Origin of the sequence: Brevundimonas sp. LjRoot202 (assembly GCF_964253355.1) — a bacterium.
In the GTDB taxonomy this organism is placed as follows: Bacteria; Pseudomonadota; Alphaproteobacteria; order Caulobacterales; family Caulobacteraceae; genus Brevundimonas.
Genome location: NZ_CAXUQW020000003.1, coordinates 30,528 through 45,677, shown reverse-complemented (window position 1 = coordinate 45,677; position 15,150 = coordinate 30,528). Strand labels below are relative to the sequence as shown.

Genomic DNA, 15,150 nt, shown 5'->3' with positions numbered 1-15,150 from the left:
ACCCCGATGGGGCGCTCGCCGATGGTGACGCTCCGCCCTGCATCCGGTCGGAATGGCGCCCATGGCGGCGGCATGGCGCCAGGTCGCCCGCGAAGCTGAGTGGCAGGGCCGCTACGCTTTCGCCATAGCTTCGGCCTGAATCCCCGTCGTCCGCATGGGCGGGCGGTTTTTCACCTTCCCCGCCTTAAACAGGGTAGAGCCGGCCCCACAAGCCGCCGCGCTCATGCGTCCGCGTTCGACCCCAGCTCGCCATGAACCAGCCGATTCCCGGGATCGAGGATGCACAGACGCTCGCCCAGGCGATCGTCAACACCATCCATGAGCCGCTGCTGGTCCTGGACGCGGGGTTGCGCGTGCTGGCCGCCAGCCGGGCCTTTTATGAAATCTTCCGGGTCGATCCGGAGCACACCATGGGCTGCCTGCTCTATGATCTGGGCGACGGCCAGTGGAACATCGCAGCCCTGCGCCTGCTGCTCGAGACCATCATTCCCGAGAAGACGGCCATGGACCGGTTCGAGGTCGACCACGACTTCCCGGGGGTCGGCCGCCGCACCATGCTGCTCAACGCGCGCAAGGTGATCTACGAGACCAGCCCGAACACCACCATCCTGCTGGCCTTCACCGACATCACCGCCCGGCGCGCCATCGAACGGGAGAAGGCCGACCTTCTCGAGAACACCGAGGAGCTGTTGCGCCAGAAGCAGATGCTGCTGGAGGAAATGCAGCACCGCGTCGCCAACAGCCTGCAGATCATCGCCAGCATCCTGCTGATCAAGGCGCGGACGGTCACATCGGAGGAGACCCGTCGTCATCTCAAGGACGCCCACCAACGGGTGCTGTCCGTGGCCGAGGTTCAGTCCCAGCTCCACGCCTCAGGCGGCGTCGACCGGATCGAGGTGGGGCCCTACTTGTCCAAGCTCTGCGCCAGCCTCGCCGCCTCGATGATCGGCGACAGCCATCCGATCGCTCTCGAGGTGGCCGCGGATCAGGGCCGCATCGGCTCGGACAAGGCCGTCAGCATGGGTCTGATCGTCACCGAACTGGTGATCAACGCCATCAAATACGCCTTTCCCGAACCACAGGCGGACGCTCGGGTGCTGGTCCGGTTCGACAGCGCCGGGACCGGTTGGGTTCTGACGGTCAGCGACAACGGCGTCGGCGCCTCCAGAATCCCCGCGGCCCCCGCCCAAGGCGGCCTCGGCACGGCTATCGTCGAGGCGCTGGTCAAACAGTTGAACGCCGGGATGACGGTTCAATCCGCGCCAGGCATGGCCGTATCCATCCGCCACGCCGGAGTCTGACCCCATGCGGGGTTGATTGGCCGGCCTTGATGACGCAAAAGCCGCGTCCTCAAGGACTCGGCTGGACCGGGTGGCTACCCCTGGGCGCCGATCCCCCGGGAAACCCGAGCGGAAGCGGCATTGCGCCGACCGCATGAGCGTCAGTCTGTTTCCATGTCCCTACTTGCCTCAGCGCGCCAGCAGTGGCTCGCCAATCCCCGCCGCGATCTGCTGGCGGGTACGGTGGTGGCTCTCGCCCTGATCCCGGAGGCCATCGCCTTTTCGATCATCGCCGGGGTCGATCCCGCCGTCGGCCTCTACGCCAGCTTCGTCATCGCCGTAACCATCGCCTTCACCGGCGGCCGCCCGGCCATGATCAGCGCCGCGACCGGGGCCATGGCGCTGGTGATGGTCACCCTCGTGCGCGACCACGGCCTGGAATACCTGTTCGCCGCCTCCCTGCTGTGCGGGGTGATCCAGATCGGCGTCGGCCTGCTGAAGCTGGGCCGCTACATCAAATTCGTCTCGCGCAGCGTCATGACCGGTTTCGTCAACTCGCTCGCCATCCTGATCTTCCTCGCCCAGATGCCCGAGCTGATCGGGGCGAACTGGCAGACCTTCGCCCTCGTCGGCGCGGCGCTCGTCATCATCTACGGCTTCCGGCGCATCACCCGGGCTGTGCCTTCGCCGCTGGTCGCCATCGTCCTGATCAGCGCCTTCGTGATCTGGAGCGGCGTCGACGTGCGCACCGTCGGCGACATGGGCGAGATGCCGTCCACCCTGCCGTTCTTCCAGATCCCCAAGGTGCCCCTGACCTGGGAGACCCTGACCATAATCGGCCCGGTGGCCGCGACCCTGGCCTTCGTGGGCCTGCTTGAGAGCCTGCTCACCGCCAACCTGCTCGACGACATCACCGACACCCCTTCGGACAAGGACCGGGAGACGCGCGGCCAGGGCATCGCCAACATCCTGTCCCCTCTGTTCGGCGGCATGGCCGGCTGCGCCATGATCGGCCAGTCGATCATCAATGTGACCTCGGGCGCGCGGGGGCGGCTGTCGACCCTGTGGGCCGGTCTGTTCCTGCTGTTCCTGATCCTCGTGCTGCAGGACTGGGTCGCGCGCATCCCGATGGCGGCGCTGGTGGCGGTGATGATCATGGTCTCGATCGGGACGTTCGACTGGAAGTCGGTGATCCACCTGCGTTCGACCCCGCTGCAGTCGTCGATCGTCATGGTCGTCACCACCGTGACCGTGGTCGCCACCCACGACCTGTCGAAAGGTGTCGTGCTGGGCGTCGTGCTCTCCGCCATCTTCTTCATGCGCAAGGTCGGCAAGACCATCGTCGTCGAGGCCGTCGAGACGCCAGAGGACGGCGTCCTCCGCTACCGGGTCACCGGCAACCTGTTCTTCGCCTCGGCCGATGTCTTCGCCGCCGCCTTCGAGCACCACGGCCATCCGGACCGGGTCGAGATCGACATGACCGGCGCCCACCTGTGGGACCTGACCGGCGTCGCCGCCGTCGACAAGGTGGTGTTCCGCTACCGCCGGCAGGGCGCCGAGGTCGACCTCGTCGGCATGAACGAGGCGGCGCGGACCCTCGTCGACCTCGTCGGCAAGCACGACAAGAGCCACCTGCCCGGCGCCGCGGCGGCCCACTGACCGGGCGGCGGCGGCCCTCGCCTGCGGCCGTCCATGGGGGTATCGTGGCTCCATGGCCAACCCACCGTTCCGCCTCGTCGGCAGCCTCCTCGTCGCGGGCGGGATCGCCGCCGGCGCCACCGTCGCCATCAGCGTCGCCTGGGCCGCGATCGGCGGCGGCGACCTTCCGCTGCACGGCTGGATCGCGCTGTTGCTGGGCATCTTCGGGACGGTGGGTCTCGCCTGGGGCCTGATGGCGCTGGCCTTCAAGTCGGACCGCGAGGGCTGGGACGATCGCGTCGACAACCGTCTCGATCCGGGCGGCGACCGCGACGGGGATCACGACGACAAGCCTTGAGCGCCGCCGCCCGCCGCGCGATAGGTCGCCGATGACCGAACCATCCGAACCGCGCCCCTCCGGAATCACCTACGCCGGCTACCTCGCCCTCGACGACCTGCTGGCGGCCCAGCATCCGCTGTCGGACGAACACGACGAGATGCTGTTCGTCATCATCCACCAGACCAAGGAGCTGTGGCTCAAGCAGATCCTGCACGAGGTCGCCCAGGCCCAGGGCCAGGTCCGCGCCGGCGATCTGGTCCCGGCCTACAAGGGCCTGGCGCGGGTCAGCCGCATCCAGGCGGTGATGACCATGAGCTGGGACATCCTGGCCACCATGACGCCGGCCGAGTACCTGCGTTTCCGCGGCGTGCTGGGCTCGTCCTCGGGCTTTCAGAGTGATCAGTTCCGCCGCTTCGAATACATGCTGGGCCTCAAGGACGAGCGCTTCCTGCGCTTCCACGAGGAGCGGCCCGCCGCCCACGCGGCATTGAAGGCGGCCCTCGGCGCGCCCAGCCTCTACGACGACGCCCTGGCCCAGCTGGCCGCCGCCGGCCTGCCGGTGCCGGCCGAGGTCCTGAACCGCGACGTCAGCCAGGCCTATACGCCGTCCGAGGGGGTCGAGGCCGCCTGGCTCGAGGTCTACCGCGACACCGCCCGCTGGTGGCCTCTCTACCAACTGGCCGAAAAGCTGGTCGATCTCGACGACGCCCTGCTGACCTGGCGGCACAAGCACGTGGTCACGGTCGAGCGCATCATCGGCCGTCGCCGCGGCACCGGCGGCACCGAGGGCGTGGCCTACCTGACAGAGACCCTCCAGCGGCGCTGCTTCCCCGAGCTGTGGTCGCTGCGCACCAAACTCTGAGAGGAGCCGGAGACGCGAACTTGCAAGCGGCGCAACCCGAGGGGCTGACGACGTTCGCCGAACGCCGCTGCGGCCTCCGGGGCGGCTGAAAAGGCAACCAAGACGGCCACGGTGGGGTTTAACCGGTACAGAACAAGCGGGAATCCCGTCATGTCCAACGCCAATCGCCACGACATCCATGTCCTCAACAACCTGATCCAGACCTCGATCGACAGCGCCGACGGCTATCGCGAGGCCTCCACCGAGGCCGACAACCCCCGGCGTCGCGACCTGTTCGGGCGGCGCAGCTTCGAACGCCGACAGGTCGCCGAGGAACTGCAGTCGACCGTCCGCGCACTGGGCGGAGACCCCACGGCCGACGGCTCCATCCTCGCCAAGGCCCAGCGCGCCTTCGCCGACGTCAAACATGCCCTGATGCGCGACGACGCCGGCATGATCGGGGCCGTCGAAACCGCCGAGGAGACGCTGCGGGCCCGCTTCGAGAAGGCGCTGGAGGACAGCCAGATCTCCGCCACTACGCGCGAGACCATCCGCCGCGCCTGGACCCGGGTCGAGTCGGGCGGCGACGAGCTGCACGGGCTCCGCCACAGCCCCGAGGGCCGGCGCGACGCCGACAGCCGGCTGTATCCGCACTGACGCGGCCATGAAAAAGGCCCCGGCGTTTCCGCCGGGGCCCCGTCATTTCAGCGCCGTGAGGCGGCTTATGCTTCGGTGTCGGCCGGGCCTTCGGCCTTGCCGGTTTCCGGCACCACCACGCCCTTGGGCGCGCGGACGGTCTGCTTCTCGGCGATCCGGGCCGACTTGCCGCGACGATCACGCAGGTAATAGAGCTTGGCGCGCCGCACGACGCCGCGGCGCTTGACCTCGATGGCGTCGATGTTCGGCGACATCAGCGGGAAGACGCGCTCGACGCCCTCGCCGAAGCTGATCTTGCGCACGGTGAAGTTCTCGTTGATCCCGCCGCCGGCGCGGGCGATGCACACGCCCTCGAAGGCCTGGATGCGTTCGCGCTCGCCTTCCTTGATCTTGACCATGACCCGCAGCGTGTCGCCGGGCTGGAAGTCGGGGATGGCGCGTTTCTCGATCAGGCGGGCTTTTTCTTCGGCCGCCAGGGTCTGCAGGATATTCATTCTATTCTCCTCGAGCTTTGCCGCTCTTTACCTGTGATTTGGCGGAGTCAGGCTCCGCATGGGTCTTCGCCAGATGCGCCGCCCAGAGGTCTGGCCGTCGTTCCCGGGTCGTCAGTTCCCGCTGCTCTTCGCGCCATTGTGCGACCTTCTTGTGGTCGCCCGACAGAAGCACCTCGGGTATCTCCAGCCCCTCGAACGTCCGCGGTCGCGTGTACTGCGGATGCTCCAGAAGGCCGTCCTCGAAACTCTCGCTACTGAGGCTGTCCGCCTGGCCGAGGACGCCGGGCAGCAACCTTACGCACGCCTCGATCACCACCATCGCCGCCGCCTCGCCGCCGGCGAGCACCGCGTCTCCGACGGAGACCTCCTCGAACCCGCGCGCGTCGAGCACGCGCTGGTCCACCCCCTCGAACCGGCCGCACAGGACGGTGATCCCGTCCGCCTTGGCCCATTCCTTGACGCGCGCCTGGGTCAGGGGCCGACCCCGGGCGCTCATGTACAAAAGCGGCCGTCGCGGCCCGGATACGCTGTCCAGCGCCCTCGCCACCACGTCCGCTTTAAGCACGGCTCCCGGGCCGCCACCCGCGGGGGTGTCGTCCAGGAAGCCGCGCCTATCGTCGGAGAAGGCCCGAATGTCAAGCGTTTCAAGGCTCCAGAGCCCGCGCTCGCGCCACGCCGAGCCGATCAGCGACACGCCGAGCGGCCCCGGAAAGGCCTCGGGAAACATGGTCAGGACGGTGGCGGTGAAGGACATGGCGGGGCGCTCATACAGCAAACCCACGCCAAATGCGCCTCAGAGCGAAATCGGTTCTGATGGATGTAGTCCATCAGGGCTCAGATTTCGCTCCGCTTTGAAACTGGACCATTTTTTGGATTCAGGTCGATTCGACCTGAAGCAAAAATGGTCTAGGGGATCACCATCTGCATCCCCACCCCGCCCGGCGCCGTCAGCGTGAAGCCGTACTGGGCGTACAGCCGGTGCGCCTCGCCGTCGGCGATCAGGGCGACATGGGCCCGCGACGGCGCCGCCTCGCGCAGGCGTTCGACCAGGGCGGCCATGATGGCCTTGCCCAGGCCTCGGCCCTGATGCGCCGGCTCGACGGCGATATCGACGACCATGAAGAACAAACCGCCGTCGCCGATCACCCGACCCATGCCGACCGCCTGGCCGTCGCGGCGTACGACCACCGCATGCCAAGTGTTCGCCAGCCCGATCGCGGCGCCCTCCGGACTCTTGCGGCTGAGGCCGGCCGCCACCCGCAGGCGCAGATACTCTTCGTCCGAGGGCGTCTCGGCTTTCAGCAGATAACCGTCCGGGATCATGCCGCCGGGGCTCCGCCGCCCGCCGCGATCCACGCGTCCACCTGGTCCTCCAGCACGTCCAGTGGTACGGAGCCCGAGCCCAGCACCACCGCGTGGAAGTCCCTGAGGTCGAACCGCTCGCCCAGCGCCGCCTCGGCCCGCCGGCGCAGCTCCACGATCTTCAGTTCGCCGATCTTGTAGCTGGTCGCCTGCCCCGGGCTGGTGATGTAGCGCTCCACTTCCTTGACGATGTCGCGCTCGCTCAGCAGCGAGTTCTGGCGGAAATATTCGATCGCCTGTTCGCGGCTCCAACGCTTCGAATGCAGGCCCGTGTCCGTGACCAGCCGCACCGCCCGCCACAGCTCGGTCGAGAGCCGGCCGAAGTCGGAATACGGGTCCTGGTAGAAGCCCATCTCCTTGCCCAGCCGCTCGGCGTACAGCCCCCAGCCCTCGGCGTAGGCGCCGTAGCCGCCGAAGCGCCGGAACGACGGCAGCCCCTGCATCTCCTGGGCGTATGCGATCTGGAAATGGTGGCCCGGCGCGCCCTCGTGATAGCTGATGCCCTCGATCTGGGGCTTCAGCACCTGGGTCATGTCCGACAGGTTGACGTAGTAGATGCCCGGCCGCGATCCGTCCGGGGCGGGGGCGTTGTAGAAGGCGATCGAGGCCGTCGCCTCGCGCCACGCCTCCACCGCCCGCACCTCCAGCGCCGCCTCCGGCAGGTCGCTGAACCATTGCGGCGCCGCCGCCATGACCTGGGCGATGAAGGCCCGGCTGTCGGTCAGATACCGCTCCTTGCCCTCCGGCGTGTTCGGATACTGGAAGCGGGGATCGGTCTTCAGGTGTGCGAACATCTCCTGCAGCGAGCCCTCGAACCCGACCTGGTCCATGATCGCCTGCATCTCGCCGTGCAGCCGTTCGACCTCGTTCAGGCCGATCTGGTGAATCTCGTCGGCGGTCAGGTCGGTGGTGGTCGAGAGCCGCAGGCGGGCGTTGTAATAGGCCTCGCCGTCGGGCAGCCGCCACACGCCGGCGTCGCGGTCGGGCATGGCCGCCGCCTGCTGCTGAACCTCGGCCAGCGCCGCCAGCACATGCTCATAGCCGCGCTTCCATTCGCCGGTCAGGGCCGCCCGGCCCTCGATCAGCAGGCGGTCCCTGGTGGCCTGATCCGTATCCAGCGCCGCCACCTTCTTCTGCAGGTCGGCCCAGACCGGGTTGTCGGCTCCGTCGTCGAACGGCGCGCCGGTGATGATGTTGCGGGTGTTGGCGATCGACGGCTCGAATACGAAATTCGGCGAGATCACCCCCTTCGACGCCCGGTCGCGCAACTCGGCGGCGATCTCGCCCATGACCCGCTCCGAGTCCTTGAGGCGCGAGACATAGGCCTCGGCGTCGCCCACGCTGTCGACGCGGTGGTTGTTGATCATGAACACCGGCAGGCCGGTGGTCGGATTGCCGTTGGCCGCGAATTGGTAGCCCCAGTCGCGCCAGCGGTTCGACAGCCGCGCCTGCTCGACGCCGTATTCGAACAGTCGCCACGACATCCGGCTGTCGTCGCTGAGCGTCTGCGGATTGAACTGGTCGTTCAGCTGCGCCAGCTGCCGCTCCATCAACGCCAGCCCGCGCTCGGCCGCGGCGTCGGTGACCTCGTCCAGCCTGTCGTAGTCGCGCTTGATGCCCAGCGCCGTCATCGTCTGCGGCGACAGGGCGATCCGCTCCTGGAAGGCCTGTTCGAAGAAGGCCGCCAGCCGCGCGTCCTCGCTCTGGGCCGGGGCCGCGGCGGCCGGTGCGTCCTGGGCGAGGACCGCGGCCGGCGCGCCGGCCAGCACGGCGACGGCGGCGACGGTGGAGACGAGCAGACGACGCATGGAGACCCTCCCGAGAACTGAGGGCGGGACCTTCACCGCTCGGGAGGCGAGGCGCAAGTTACGGCGCCGTCAGGATTTCCGTTTGGCCGCGATCTTCGCGCTTTCGGCCTTCAGCGGCTTCGACACCGGACAGACCTCCTGAGCATAGGCGTTCAGCGTATTGGCCAGATGGTCGGGCACCAGGCTGTAGTGCACGTACTGGCCCTTCTTCTCGCTGGTCACGAGGCCCGCGTTCTCCAGCACGGTCAGATGCTGAGACACCGCCGGCTTGGAGATTTCGAACCGCGCCGCGATCTCGCCCGCCGTCATGTCGGCATGGGCGAGGTAGGCGAGGATCCTGCGCCGGACGGTGGAGGACAGGGCTTCGAAGACGCGTTGCATGCCGCGACATTTAAGCGATTTGCGAACCACTTGCCAGCCCATCATTTCAGTGATTAAGTTATGGCTTAAATACTGAAGAGGTTTGCGATGTGCGAAGTTGCCGGCCCGAACCCGCCGCAGAATCGAGAGATAGGCCGGCGGGGCCCGCGGCCCCTCGATAATGCCCCGATGGTTCTTCTCGCGGCGGCGGCCACCGGCGCGACGGGCTGCTCACTCCAGTTCATGCTGACGACGGGCGGTCTGACCGGGGCCGGCGCCTCACTTGGAACAGTGCTCTGGTTCGGAGCCGTGGTGTTCGTGATCACCTGGCTGGTCGCGGCTATCGGCTTCTTCATCGGCCTGCTCTTCATCGGGCTTCCGGCCTGGGCGGGGCTCGACAAACTTGGCTGGATGTCGCCGGGTGTGGCCGTCGCGTCGGGGGCGGCTCTGGCGGCGTTCGTCGCCGGCCTGTTCGGCGGTCTGCCGTCGGCGGCCTTCCTGCTGCTTCCGGGCGCGGCCGCCGGATGGACGCTCCACCGGGTTGCTTACGGCCGCAAAGCCGCCGCCTAGAACTCCCGCCAGCTGTCGCCCGGGTCGCGCTGGCCGGGTTCGATGCTCTGCTGGCCCCAGGCCACGATCATCAGCAGCTTGTGGCTGCGGAGGCGGTACTCGCCGGTCATCGGCATGACGGCGCCCAGCGGTGCCCCGGTCTTCGGCTCGTAGAGGAAGCCCGAGAACTCGGCCACGCCGATCCGGTCGCGGCGGCTGTAGACCGACAGCTCGGGCATGGAGACGACGTTGAAGCTGTCGTTGATCGGGATGCGCATCTCGGGAATGCCGAACACCCGGCGCATCTGCTCCAGCGACAGGGCCCCGGCGCGCAGTTCCAGCACGGCGTCGGCCTCCTGTTTCGACGAGGCCAGGGCGTAGCCCGCCTCGGACAGGGCTCCGCGGATGGCGCTGACGGCGTAGGGGGCGTTCTCGGCGCGGAAATAGGCGTCGTCGACATAGACCCGCGTTCCCCTCGGAACCGGCAGGATCAGGCCCTCGACGGCGCGGTCGGCGGCGCGCGCCACCAGCAGCTGTTCGGTGGCGGTGCGCGAGGGATGGGTTTCGGTGGTCGAGGCGCAGGCGCCCAGAACCAGAAGGCTCAGGAGCGCCGGCGTCGCGAGGGTCAGGGTTCTCAGCTTACCAGCTCCCGGTGTTGGGCATGGACGCCCAGGGTTCGGCGGGCGGCAGCGGCGCGCCCTCCTGCAACAGTTCGATCGAAATGCCGTCCGGCGACCGGACGAAGGCCATGTTGCCGTCCCGCGGTGGCCGGTTGATGACCACGCCGCCGTCCATCAACCGGCGGCAGGCGGCGTAGATGTCATCGACCCTGTAGGCCAGATGGCCGAAATTCCGGCCGCCGTCGTAGGCCTCCGGATCCCAGTTGAAAGTCAGTTCGACCTCGGGCGAGCGCTCTCGCTCCGAGCGGGCCCGGTCGGCCGGGGCGGCCAGGAAGACCAGGGTGTAGCGCCCGGTCTCGTTGTCCATGCGCCGCATCTCCTCGAGACCCAGCAGGCCGCAATAGAAACGCAGCGAGGCGTCGAGGTCCGTCACGCGGACCATGGTGTGCAGATAGCGCATGGTCGATCAGTTTGGAGGCGGGAGGCCGCCTCTATAGCGGCCGATGGCCGCGACGGCGACTCACGGCCTGTTTCGGCAGGTGCGCGGCGGTTCGCCGCCTGCTAGAGCGCAGCATCGCGCCGCCGCCGGGGATCGCATGTTTCGCAAGCTTTACGACTGGGTCTTCTCGCTGGCCCGCAGCCGGCACGCCACGCCGGCGCTCGCCGTCATCTCCTTCGCCGAGAGCTCCTTCTTCCCGATCCCGCCGGACGTGATGCTGGCGCCGATGATCCTGGCGCGGCCCGAGAAGGCCTATTTCTACGCCGGCGTCTGCACCGCCGCCTCCGTGCTGGGCGGCATCCTCGGTTACGCCATCGGCTACTATCTGACCGACCTCGGGCTGTGGCTGATGAACCTGCTCGGCCATTCCGACGGACTGGCCGAATTCCAGCACTGGTTCGACCAGTGGGGCCTGGCGGTGATCCTGATCAAGGGCCTGACCCCCGTGCCGTACAAGCTGGTGACCATCGCTTCCGGCCTGGCGGCCTTCAGCTTCCCGGTCTTCGTCGCCGCCTCGGTGGTCACGCGCGGGGCGCGCTTCTTCGCCGAGGCCTGGGTGCTGCGGCGCTGGGGACCGGCCATGCTGGCGCAGGTTGAGAAACGGCTGGCGATGTGGAGCATCATCGGCATCGTGGTGCTGGTCGGCGCGATCGTGGCGGTTAAGCTTCTCTGACGGGGCGAGCCGCATCGACGGCGCGCTCGCGTCCGGCTATGAACGGCGTCCGATGAGAGGCCTGTACCGACTCCTGACGCGGTGGTGGACCGCCTTCGCCCTGGCCGCCTCGCTGGCGTTGCTCGGAGCGGCGCATGCATTCGAGCGTTTCGGCGGCCTCGCGCCCTGCAACCTCTGCCTCAAGCAGCGCGAGGTCTACTGGGGCGCCGTGGTCATCGCCCTGACCGCCACCCTCTGGCATCTGGTCAGCCGCGGCAGTCGCGGCACGCCGCGCATCGCCGCCTTCCTGCTGGCCGTGGTGTTCACCACGGGCGCGGTCACGGCCCTGTTCCACATGGGTGGGGAGAACGGCTGGTGGGAGCTTCCGGCCGCCTGTGCCGGTGGCGGAGACGTCAGTCTGGAGAGCCTCGCGGCCCTGGCTTTGGGCACCGCTCCGGTCCAGGCCCCGGTCTTCTGCGACGCGGTGACGTGGCGCTTCCTCGGCCTGTCCATGGCAGGATGGAACGTGCTGATCTCGGCCGCGCTTGCGGTGTTCAGCCTGTTCGCCGCCAAGAGGCCCAAGGATGCCCGTGCCCCCCGCCCCTGAGTCCGCCGCCCGGCCCACGCCCCTGCCGCGTCCGGGCCGGGGCGCGAGCCGCCGCCGCCGGGCCGAGATCCTGCGTGTCGATCACGCCGGGGAGTATGCGGCGGTCCACATCTACCGGGCCCAGAAGGCCGTCTTCGAGGGCCGCGCCGGCAAGGAGGCCATCGCCTCGGACATGGGTGAAATGCGGGAGCAGGAGGCGGTGCACCTCGCCCGCTTCGACGCCCTTCTGAATGCTGAGCGCGTGCGGCCCACGGTCATGACCCCGGTGTGGCGACTGGCCGCCCTCGGCCTCGGGGCCGGCACCGCCCTGCTCGGCGAGAAGGCCGCCCACGCCTGCACCGAGGCGGTTGAGAGCGTGATCGAGGAACACTACGCCGACCAGATCGCCGAACTGCAGGACCGCGACCCGGCCCTTGCCGCCGAACTGACCAAATTCCGCGACGAGGAGCTGGCCCATCACGACCACGCCGTCGAGCGTGGCAGCCGCGACGCCCCCGGCTACGGCCTGCTGAGCGCGGTGATCAAGGCCGGCTGCCGCGCCGCCATCAAGATCAGCGAGCGGGTGTGACGTCGAACGCCAGCAGCAGGGTGCGCTGGTGTGGATTGTTGTTGTCGTCCGACAGGATGTAGAGCCGCACCCCGTCGCCACGTCCCACGGCCGCGATCCCCTCGAAATTATCGACCGTCGAGGGCAGGCTCAGTTCGACCAGCACCGGGCCCAGCGACCCGTCCGCCGCCATCCGCCGGATACGCCCCCGCACGTCGACCGGCGGGCGGAAGCGCCGCTCGACCACCCAGAAGCCGTCGCCGCCCGGATCGCGGTCCATGCCGGTGATGCGGTAGTCGCTGTCGGGGGTCGGCTCGGTCGGCGGCGCCGTCACGACCCGGCAGCCGCGCGCCGCGCAGTCCCAGACTCCGCCGGACTCGCCCGCGACCCGCCAGCCGCCGGGCGCGGCGGAGACGCCCTCCATCCCGTCGTTCAGCGGGAAGGCGATGTCCGGCGACGCCAGCGGCGTCGGACGGGTTGGCGCCTCCAGCGGTCCGTAGGCCCACAGGCGATGGCGGCGCTCGAAGGCCACCGCGAGACCGTCCGGCCCCAGAAACAGACCCTCGGCGTCGCCGTCCGCCTTGTCGGCGATGGGCGATCCGTCCGGCAGGGTCAGCCGCCGCCAGCGTAGCGAGTCCACGCCCGCGAGCCGGCCGGCGGCGTCGAGGCGCAATCTTCCGCGCACCAGATCGCCGGCGTCGCTCACAGAGACGAAGTCGCCGTCGTCGACCAGTTTCAGGTCAGACAGGCTGTGCAGCGGCGAACCCGGATCCAGCACCAGTTCGACCCCGCCCGCGAACCGCACCCCATTGGCCAGGGCCGCGCCGCCCGGAATGCCCAGGCCGATCGGCCGCACCTCGGCTTCGGCGGCCGTCCATCCTGCATGGCCGCCGGTCCAGACGGGCGCCGGAACGGATGTGGCGCAGGCGGACAGCGCCAACGCCGCCGCGACCGCCGCCAGAGCCGAAAATCTCACGCCGCTCTCCGCCGCCGCTTCGGCGCCGCCTTGGGCTCGCTGTCGAACAGTTCCGCCAGCTTTTCGATCATCACCCCGCCCAGCTGCTCGACGTCGACGATGGTCACCGCCCGGCGGTACCAGCGGGTCACGTCGTGGCCGATGCCGATGGCGATCAGCTCGACCGGCGAGCGGGTCTCGATTTCGGCGATGACCTGCCGCAGGTGCTTGTCCAGATACAGGGCGGCGTTGGCCGACTGGGTCGAGTCGTCGACCGGCGAGCCGTCCGAGATGACCATCAGGATCTGCCGCGCCTCGGGCCGGGCCAGCAGGCGCTCGTGGGCCCAGGTCAGGGCCTCGCCGTCGATGTTCTCCTTCAGCAGCCCCTCGCGCATCATCAGGCCGAGGTTCTTCTTGGCCCGCCGCCACGGCGCGTCGGCCGACTTGTAGATGATGTGCCTGAGGTCGTTCAGCCGCCCGGGGTTGCCCGGCTTGCCGGCGCTGATCCACGCCTCACGCGCCTGTCCGCCCTTCCACGCCCGGGTGGTGAAGCCGAGGATCTCGACCTTGACCCCGCATCGCTCCAGCGTCCGCGCCAGGATGTCGGCGCACACCGCCGCGACCATGATCGGCCGGCCGCGCATCGAGCCGGAATTGTCCAGCAGCAGGGTCACCACGGTGTCGCGGAACGGGCTGTCGCTTTCAGCCTTGAAGCTCAGCGGCGAGGTCGGGTCGGTGATGATCCGGGTCAGCCGGGCGGTGTCCAGCACCCCCTCCTCGAGGTCGAAGGCCCAGCTGCGGTTCTGCTGCGCCATCAGCCGCCGCTGCAGCTTGTTGGCCAGCCGCGCCACCACCGACGACAGCGCCGTCAGCTGCTGGTCCAGCAACGACCTCAGCCGCTCCAGCTCGTTCGGGTCACACAGGTCGACGGCGTCGATGATCTCGTCGTGGGCCGTGGTAAAGACGCGGTAGGCGTCGATGGCCCGGCCGTCGTCGCCGATCTCCTGCCGATTGGGCAGGGCGCCTTCGTTGATCTCCGGACCCTCGTCCGAGGCGTCGCCGTCCGCGTCGGCGGGCGCGCCATCGGGACGGGCGTCGCGCTCGTCGCCCGACGTCTGGTCGTCGGTCGAGCCGTCCATCGACTGGCCCTCGCCGCCGGCGGCGTCCTCCTCCTCGTCCTGATCGTCGGCGGCCTCGGACTCCTGTGGCTCCGGCTGGTCATCCCCCTGGTCGTCGGAGGCGTCGTCGCCGCGGCCATCGCCCGGGTCGAGGTCCAGCGCCCGCAGCACCTCCTTGAGCCGCACCGCGAAAGCGTTCTGGTCATCGGCCACTTCGATGAGAGCGTCGATTTTCGCTCCGGCCTTAGACTCCAGGTCGTTCCGGACCAGATCGAGCAGGGTCCCGGCGCCGTCCGGCGCGCGCTGCCCTGTCAGCCGCTCGCGCACCAGCAGGGCGACCGCCTCGGCCGCCGGGACCCGGTCCGCCTCGGTGACCCGAAGCGCGCCGGTCTTCTCCAGCCGGGTCAGCAGGGCCGCGTTCATATTGGCCCGCACCCCGGCCAGCGACTGCGATCCGACCGCCTCGACCCGCGCCTGCTCGACGGCCTCGAACACATCGGCGGCTTGCGTATCCACCGGCCGCAGCCGGGCGTGAAGGGTCTCGTCGTGATTGGCCAGCCGCAGGGCCAGCCGGTCGGCCTGCCCGCGCAGGGTGGCGCTCTCGGGCCCGGCCGGATCGCGCGGCGGATGCGGCAGGGTCAGGACGCCGTCGGTCAGCCGGGGTCCGTCCGAGCCGAACAGCACCTCCAGCTCCGATTGTTCCGCCAAAGCGCGCGCGGCGTGGGCCAGCGCGCGCTTGAAGATTTCGGCGGGGGTCTCTGCGGAGGCCATGGCGTCCGGTTAGCCTTTCCGCCGCCCGCTGGAAAGCGGGGCGGCGCCCGGT

18 protein-coding genes and 1 other annotated feature are annotated in these 15,150 nt (G+C 69.1%); of the genes, 9 read left to right on the top strand and 9 right to left on the bottom strand.

What is annotated here, in order from left to right:
* Positions 1-251: 251 nt before the first annotated feature.
* From ACSQ1L_RS08095 to ACSQ1L_RS08075, 5 genes are all read left to right on the top strand, one after another.
* Entirely contained in the window at positions 252-1,301 is a 1,050-nt protein-coding gene (locus ACSQ1L_RS08095) for a sensor histidine kinase (protein WP_435993775.1), read from the top strand.
* Positions 1,302-1,351: 50 nt separating this feature from the next.
* Positions 1,352-1,406 (top strand) — a sequence feature (sul1 is cis-regulatory element that is thought to sense ions involved in sulfur or methionine metabolism; They are found in Alphaproteobacteria).
* 48 nt (positions 1,407-1,454) lie between these two features.
* The gene (locus ACSQ1L_RS08090; protein ID WP_435993773.1) at positions 1,455-2,939 is read left to right on the top strand and encodes a SulP family inorganic anion transporter; all 1,485 of its coding nucleotides are present in this window, start codon (positions 1,455-1,457) and stop codon (positions 2,937-2,939) included.
* Positions 2,940-2,991: 52 nt separating this feature from the next.
* Positions 2,992-3,276, top strand: a complete 285-nt coding sequence (locus ACSQ1L_RS08085) for a hypothetical protein (protein WP_435993771.1) — start codon at positions 2,992-2,994, stop codon at positions 3,274-3,276.
* A gap of 31 nt (positions 3,277-3,307) precedes the next feature.
* Positions 3,308-4,120, top strand: a complete 813-nt coding sequence (locus tag ACSQ1L_RS08080) for a tryptophan 2,3-dioxygenase (protein WP_435993769.1) — start codon at positions 3,308-3,310, stop codon at positions 4,118-4,120.
* Between the two features lie 150 nt (positions 4,121-4,270).
* Positions 4,271-4,756: a PA2169 family four-helix-bundle protein gene (locus ACSQ1L_RS08075; RefSeq protein WP_435993767.1), complete on the top strand. Its 486-nt coding sequence runs from the start codon at positions 4,271-4,273 to the stop codon at positions 4,754-4,756.
* Between the two features lie 65 nt (positions 4,757-4,821).
* On the opposite strand, the gene rplS is transcribed toward ACSQ1L_RS08075, so the two are convergent.
* The 5 genes from rplS to ACSQ1L_RS08050 form a co-directional block, all read right to left on the bottom strand.
* Positions 4,822-5,250, bottom strand: coding sequence for a 50S ribosomal protein L19 (gene rplS, locus ACSQ1L_RS08070; RefSeq protein WP_435993765.1), 429 nt, complete (start codon positions 5,248-5,250; stop codon positions 4,822-4,824).
* A 1-nt stretch (position 5,251) separates the two neighbouring features.
* Positions 5,252-6,004, bottom strand: coding sequence for a tRNA (guanosine(37)-N1)-methyltransferase TrmD (gene trmD, locus ACSQ1L_RS08065; RefSeq protein WP_435993763.1), 753 nt, complete (start codon positions 6,002-6,004; stop codon positions 5,252-5,254).
* A 152-nt stretch (positions 6,005-6,156) separates the two neighbouring features.
* Complete coding sequence (locus ACSQ1L_RS08060) at positions 6,157-6,573, bottom strand: GNAT family N-acetyltransferase (protein WP_435993761.1); 417 nt, start codon at positions 6,571-6,573, stop codon at positions 6,157-6,159.
* Positions 6,570-8,420: a DUF885 domain-containing protein gene (locus ACSQ1L_RS08055; RefSeq protein ID WP_435993760.1), complete on the bottom strand. Its 1,851-nt coding sequence runs from the start codon at positions 8,418-8,420 to the stop codon at positions 6,570-6,572. The genes ACSQ1L_RS08060 and ACSQ1L_RS08055 overlap by 4 nt, the downstream gene beginning before the upstream one ends.
* Before the next feature lie 69 nt (positions 8,421-8,489).
* Positions 8,490-8,801, bottom strand: coding sequence for a metalloregulator ArsR/SmtB family transcription factor (locus ACSQ1L_RS08050; RefSeq protein ID WP_435993758.1), 312 nt, complete (start codon positions 8,799-8,801; stop codon positions 8,490-8,492).
* A gap of 168 nt (positions 8,802-8,969) precedes the next feature.
* Between ACSQ1L_RS08050 and ACSQ1L_RS08045 the strand changes: the two genes are divergently transcribed.
* Positions 8,970-9,350 carry a hypothetical protein gene (locus tag ACSQ1L_RS08045; protein WP_435993756.1) on the top strand — a complete coding sequence of 127 codons (381 nt, stop codon included), beginning with the start codon at positions 8,970-8,972 and terminating at the stop codon, positions 9,348-9,350.
* Here the strand turns inward: ACSQ1L_RS08045 and ACSQ1L_RS08040 are convergent.
* Positions 9,347-9,919, bottom strand: a complete 573-nt coding sequence (locus tag ACSQ1L_RS08040) for a DUF6655 family protein (protein WP_435994242.1) — start codon at positions 9,917-9,919, stop codon at positions 9,347-9,349. The genes ACSQ1L_RS08045 and ACSQ1L_RS08040 overlap by 4 nt on opposite strands.
* 49 nt (positions 9,920-9,968) lie before the next feature.
* The gene (locus ACSQ1L_RS08035) at positions 9,969-10,409 is read right to left on the bottom strand and encodes a VOC family protein (RefSeq protein ID WP_435993754.1); all 441 of its coding nucleotides are present in this window, start codon (positions 10,407-10,409) and stop codon (positions 9,969-9,971) included.
* Between the two features lie 136 nt (positions 10,410-10,545).
* Here ACSQ1L_RS08035 and ACSQ1L_RS08030 point away from each other — a divergent pair, with 136 nt between their 5' ends.
* Genes ACSQ1L_RS08030 through ACSQ1L_RS08020 form a run of 3 tightly spaced genes read left to right on the top strand, consistent with a single transcriptional unit; the run spans position 10,546 to position 12,275 of the window.
* A complete protein-coding gene (locus ACSQ1L_RS08030) occupies positions 10,546-11,121 on the top strand; it encodes a YqaA family protein (RefSeq protein ID WP_435993752.1) in 576 nt (191 codons plus the stop codon).
* Between the two features lie 52 nt (positions 11,122-11,173).
* Positions 11,174-11,707, top strand: coding sequence for a disulfide bond formation protein B (locus tag ACSQ1L_RS08025; RefSeq protein ID WP_435993750.1), 534 nt, complete (start codon positions 11,174-11,176; stop codon positions 11,705-11,707).
* Positions 11,685-12,275: a demethoxyubiquinone hydroxylase family protein gene (locus tag ACSQ1L_RS08020; protein ID WP_435993748.1), complete on the top strand. Its 591-nt coding sequence runs from the start codon at positions 11,685-11,687 to the stop codon at positions 12,273-12,275. Before ACSQ1L_RS08025 ends, ACSQ1L_RS08020 begins: the two co-directional genes overlap by 23 nt.
* Here the strand turns inward: ACSQ1L_RS08020 and ACSQ1L_RS08015 are convergent.
* Positions 12,259-13,230: an esterase-like activity of phytase family protein gene (locus ACSQ1L_RS08015; protein WP_435993746.1), complete on the bottom strand. Its 972-nt coding sequence runs from the start codon at positions 13,228-13,230 to the stop codon at positions 12,259-12,261. The two genes, ACSQ1L_RS08020 and ACSQ1L_RS08015, sit on opposite strands and share 17 nt — an antisense overlap.
* Positions 13,227-15,098, bottom strand: coding sequence for a cobaltochelatase subunit CobT (gene cobT / locus ACSQ1L_RS08010; RefSeq protein WP_435993744.1), 1,872 nt, complete (start codon positions 15,096-15,098; stop codon positions 13,227-13,229). The genes ACSQ1L_RS08015 and cobT overlap by 4 nt, the downstream gene beginning before the upstream one ends.
* Positions 15,099-15,150: the final 52 nt, after the last annotated feature.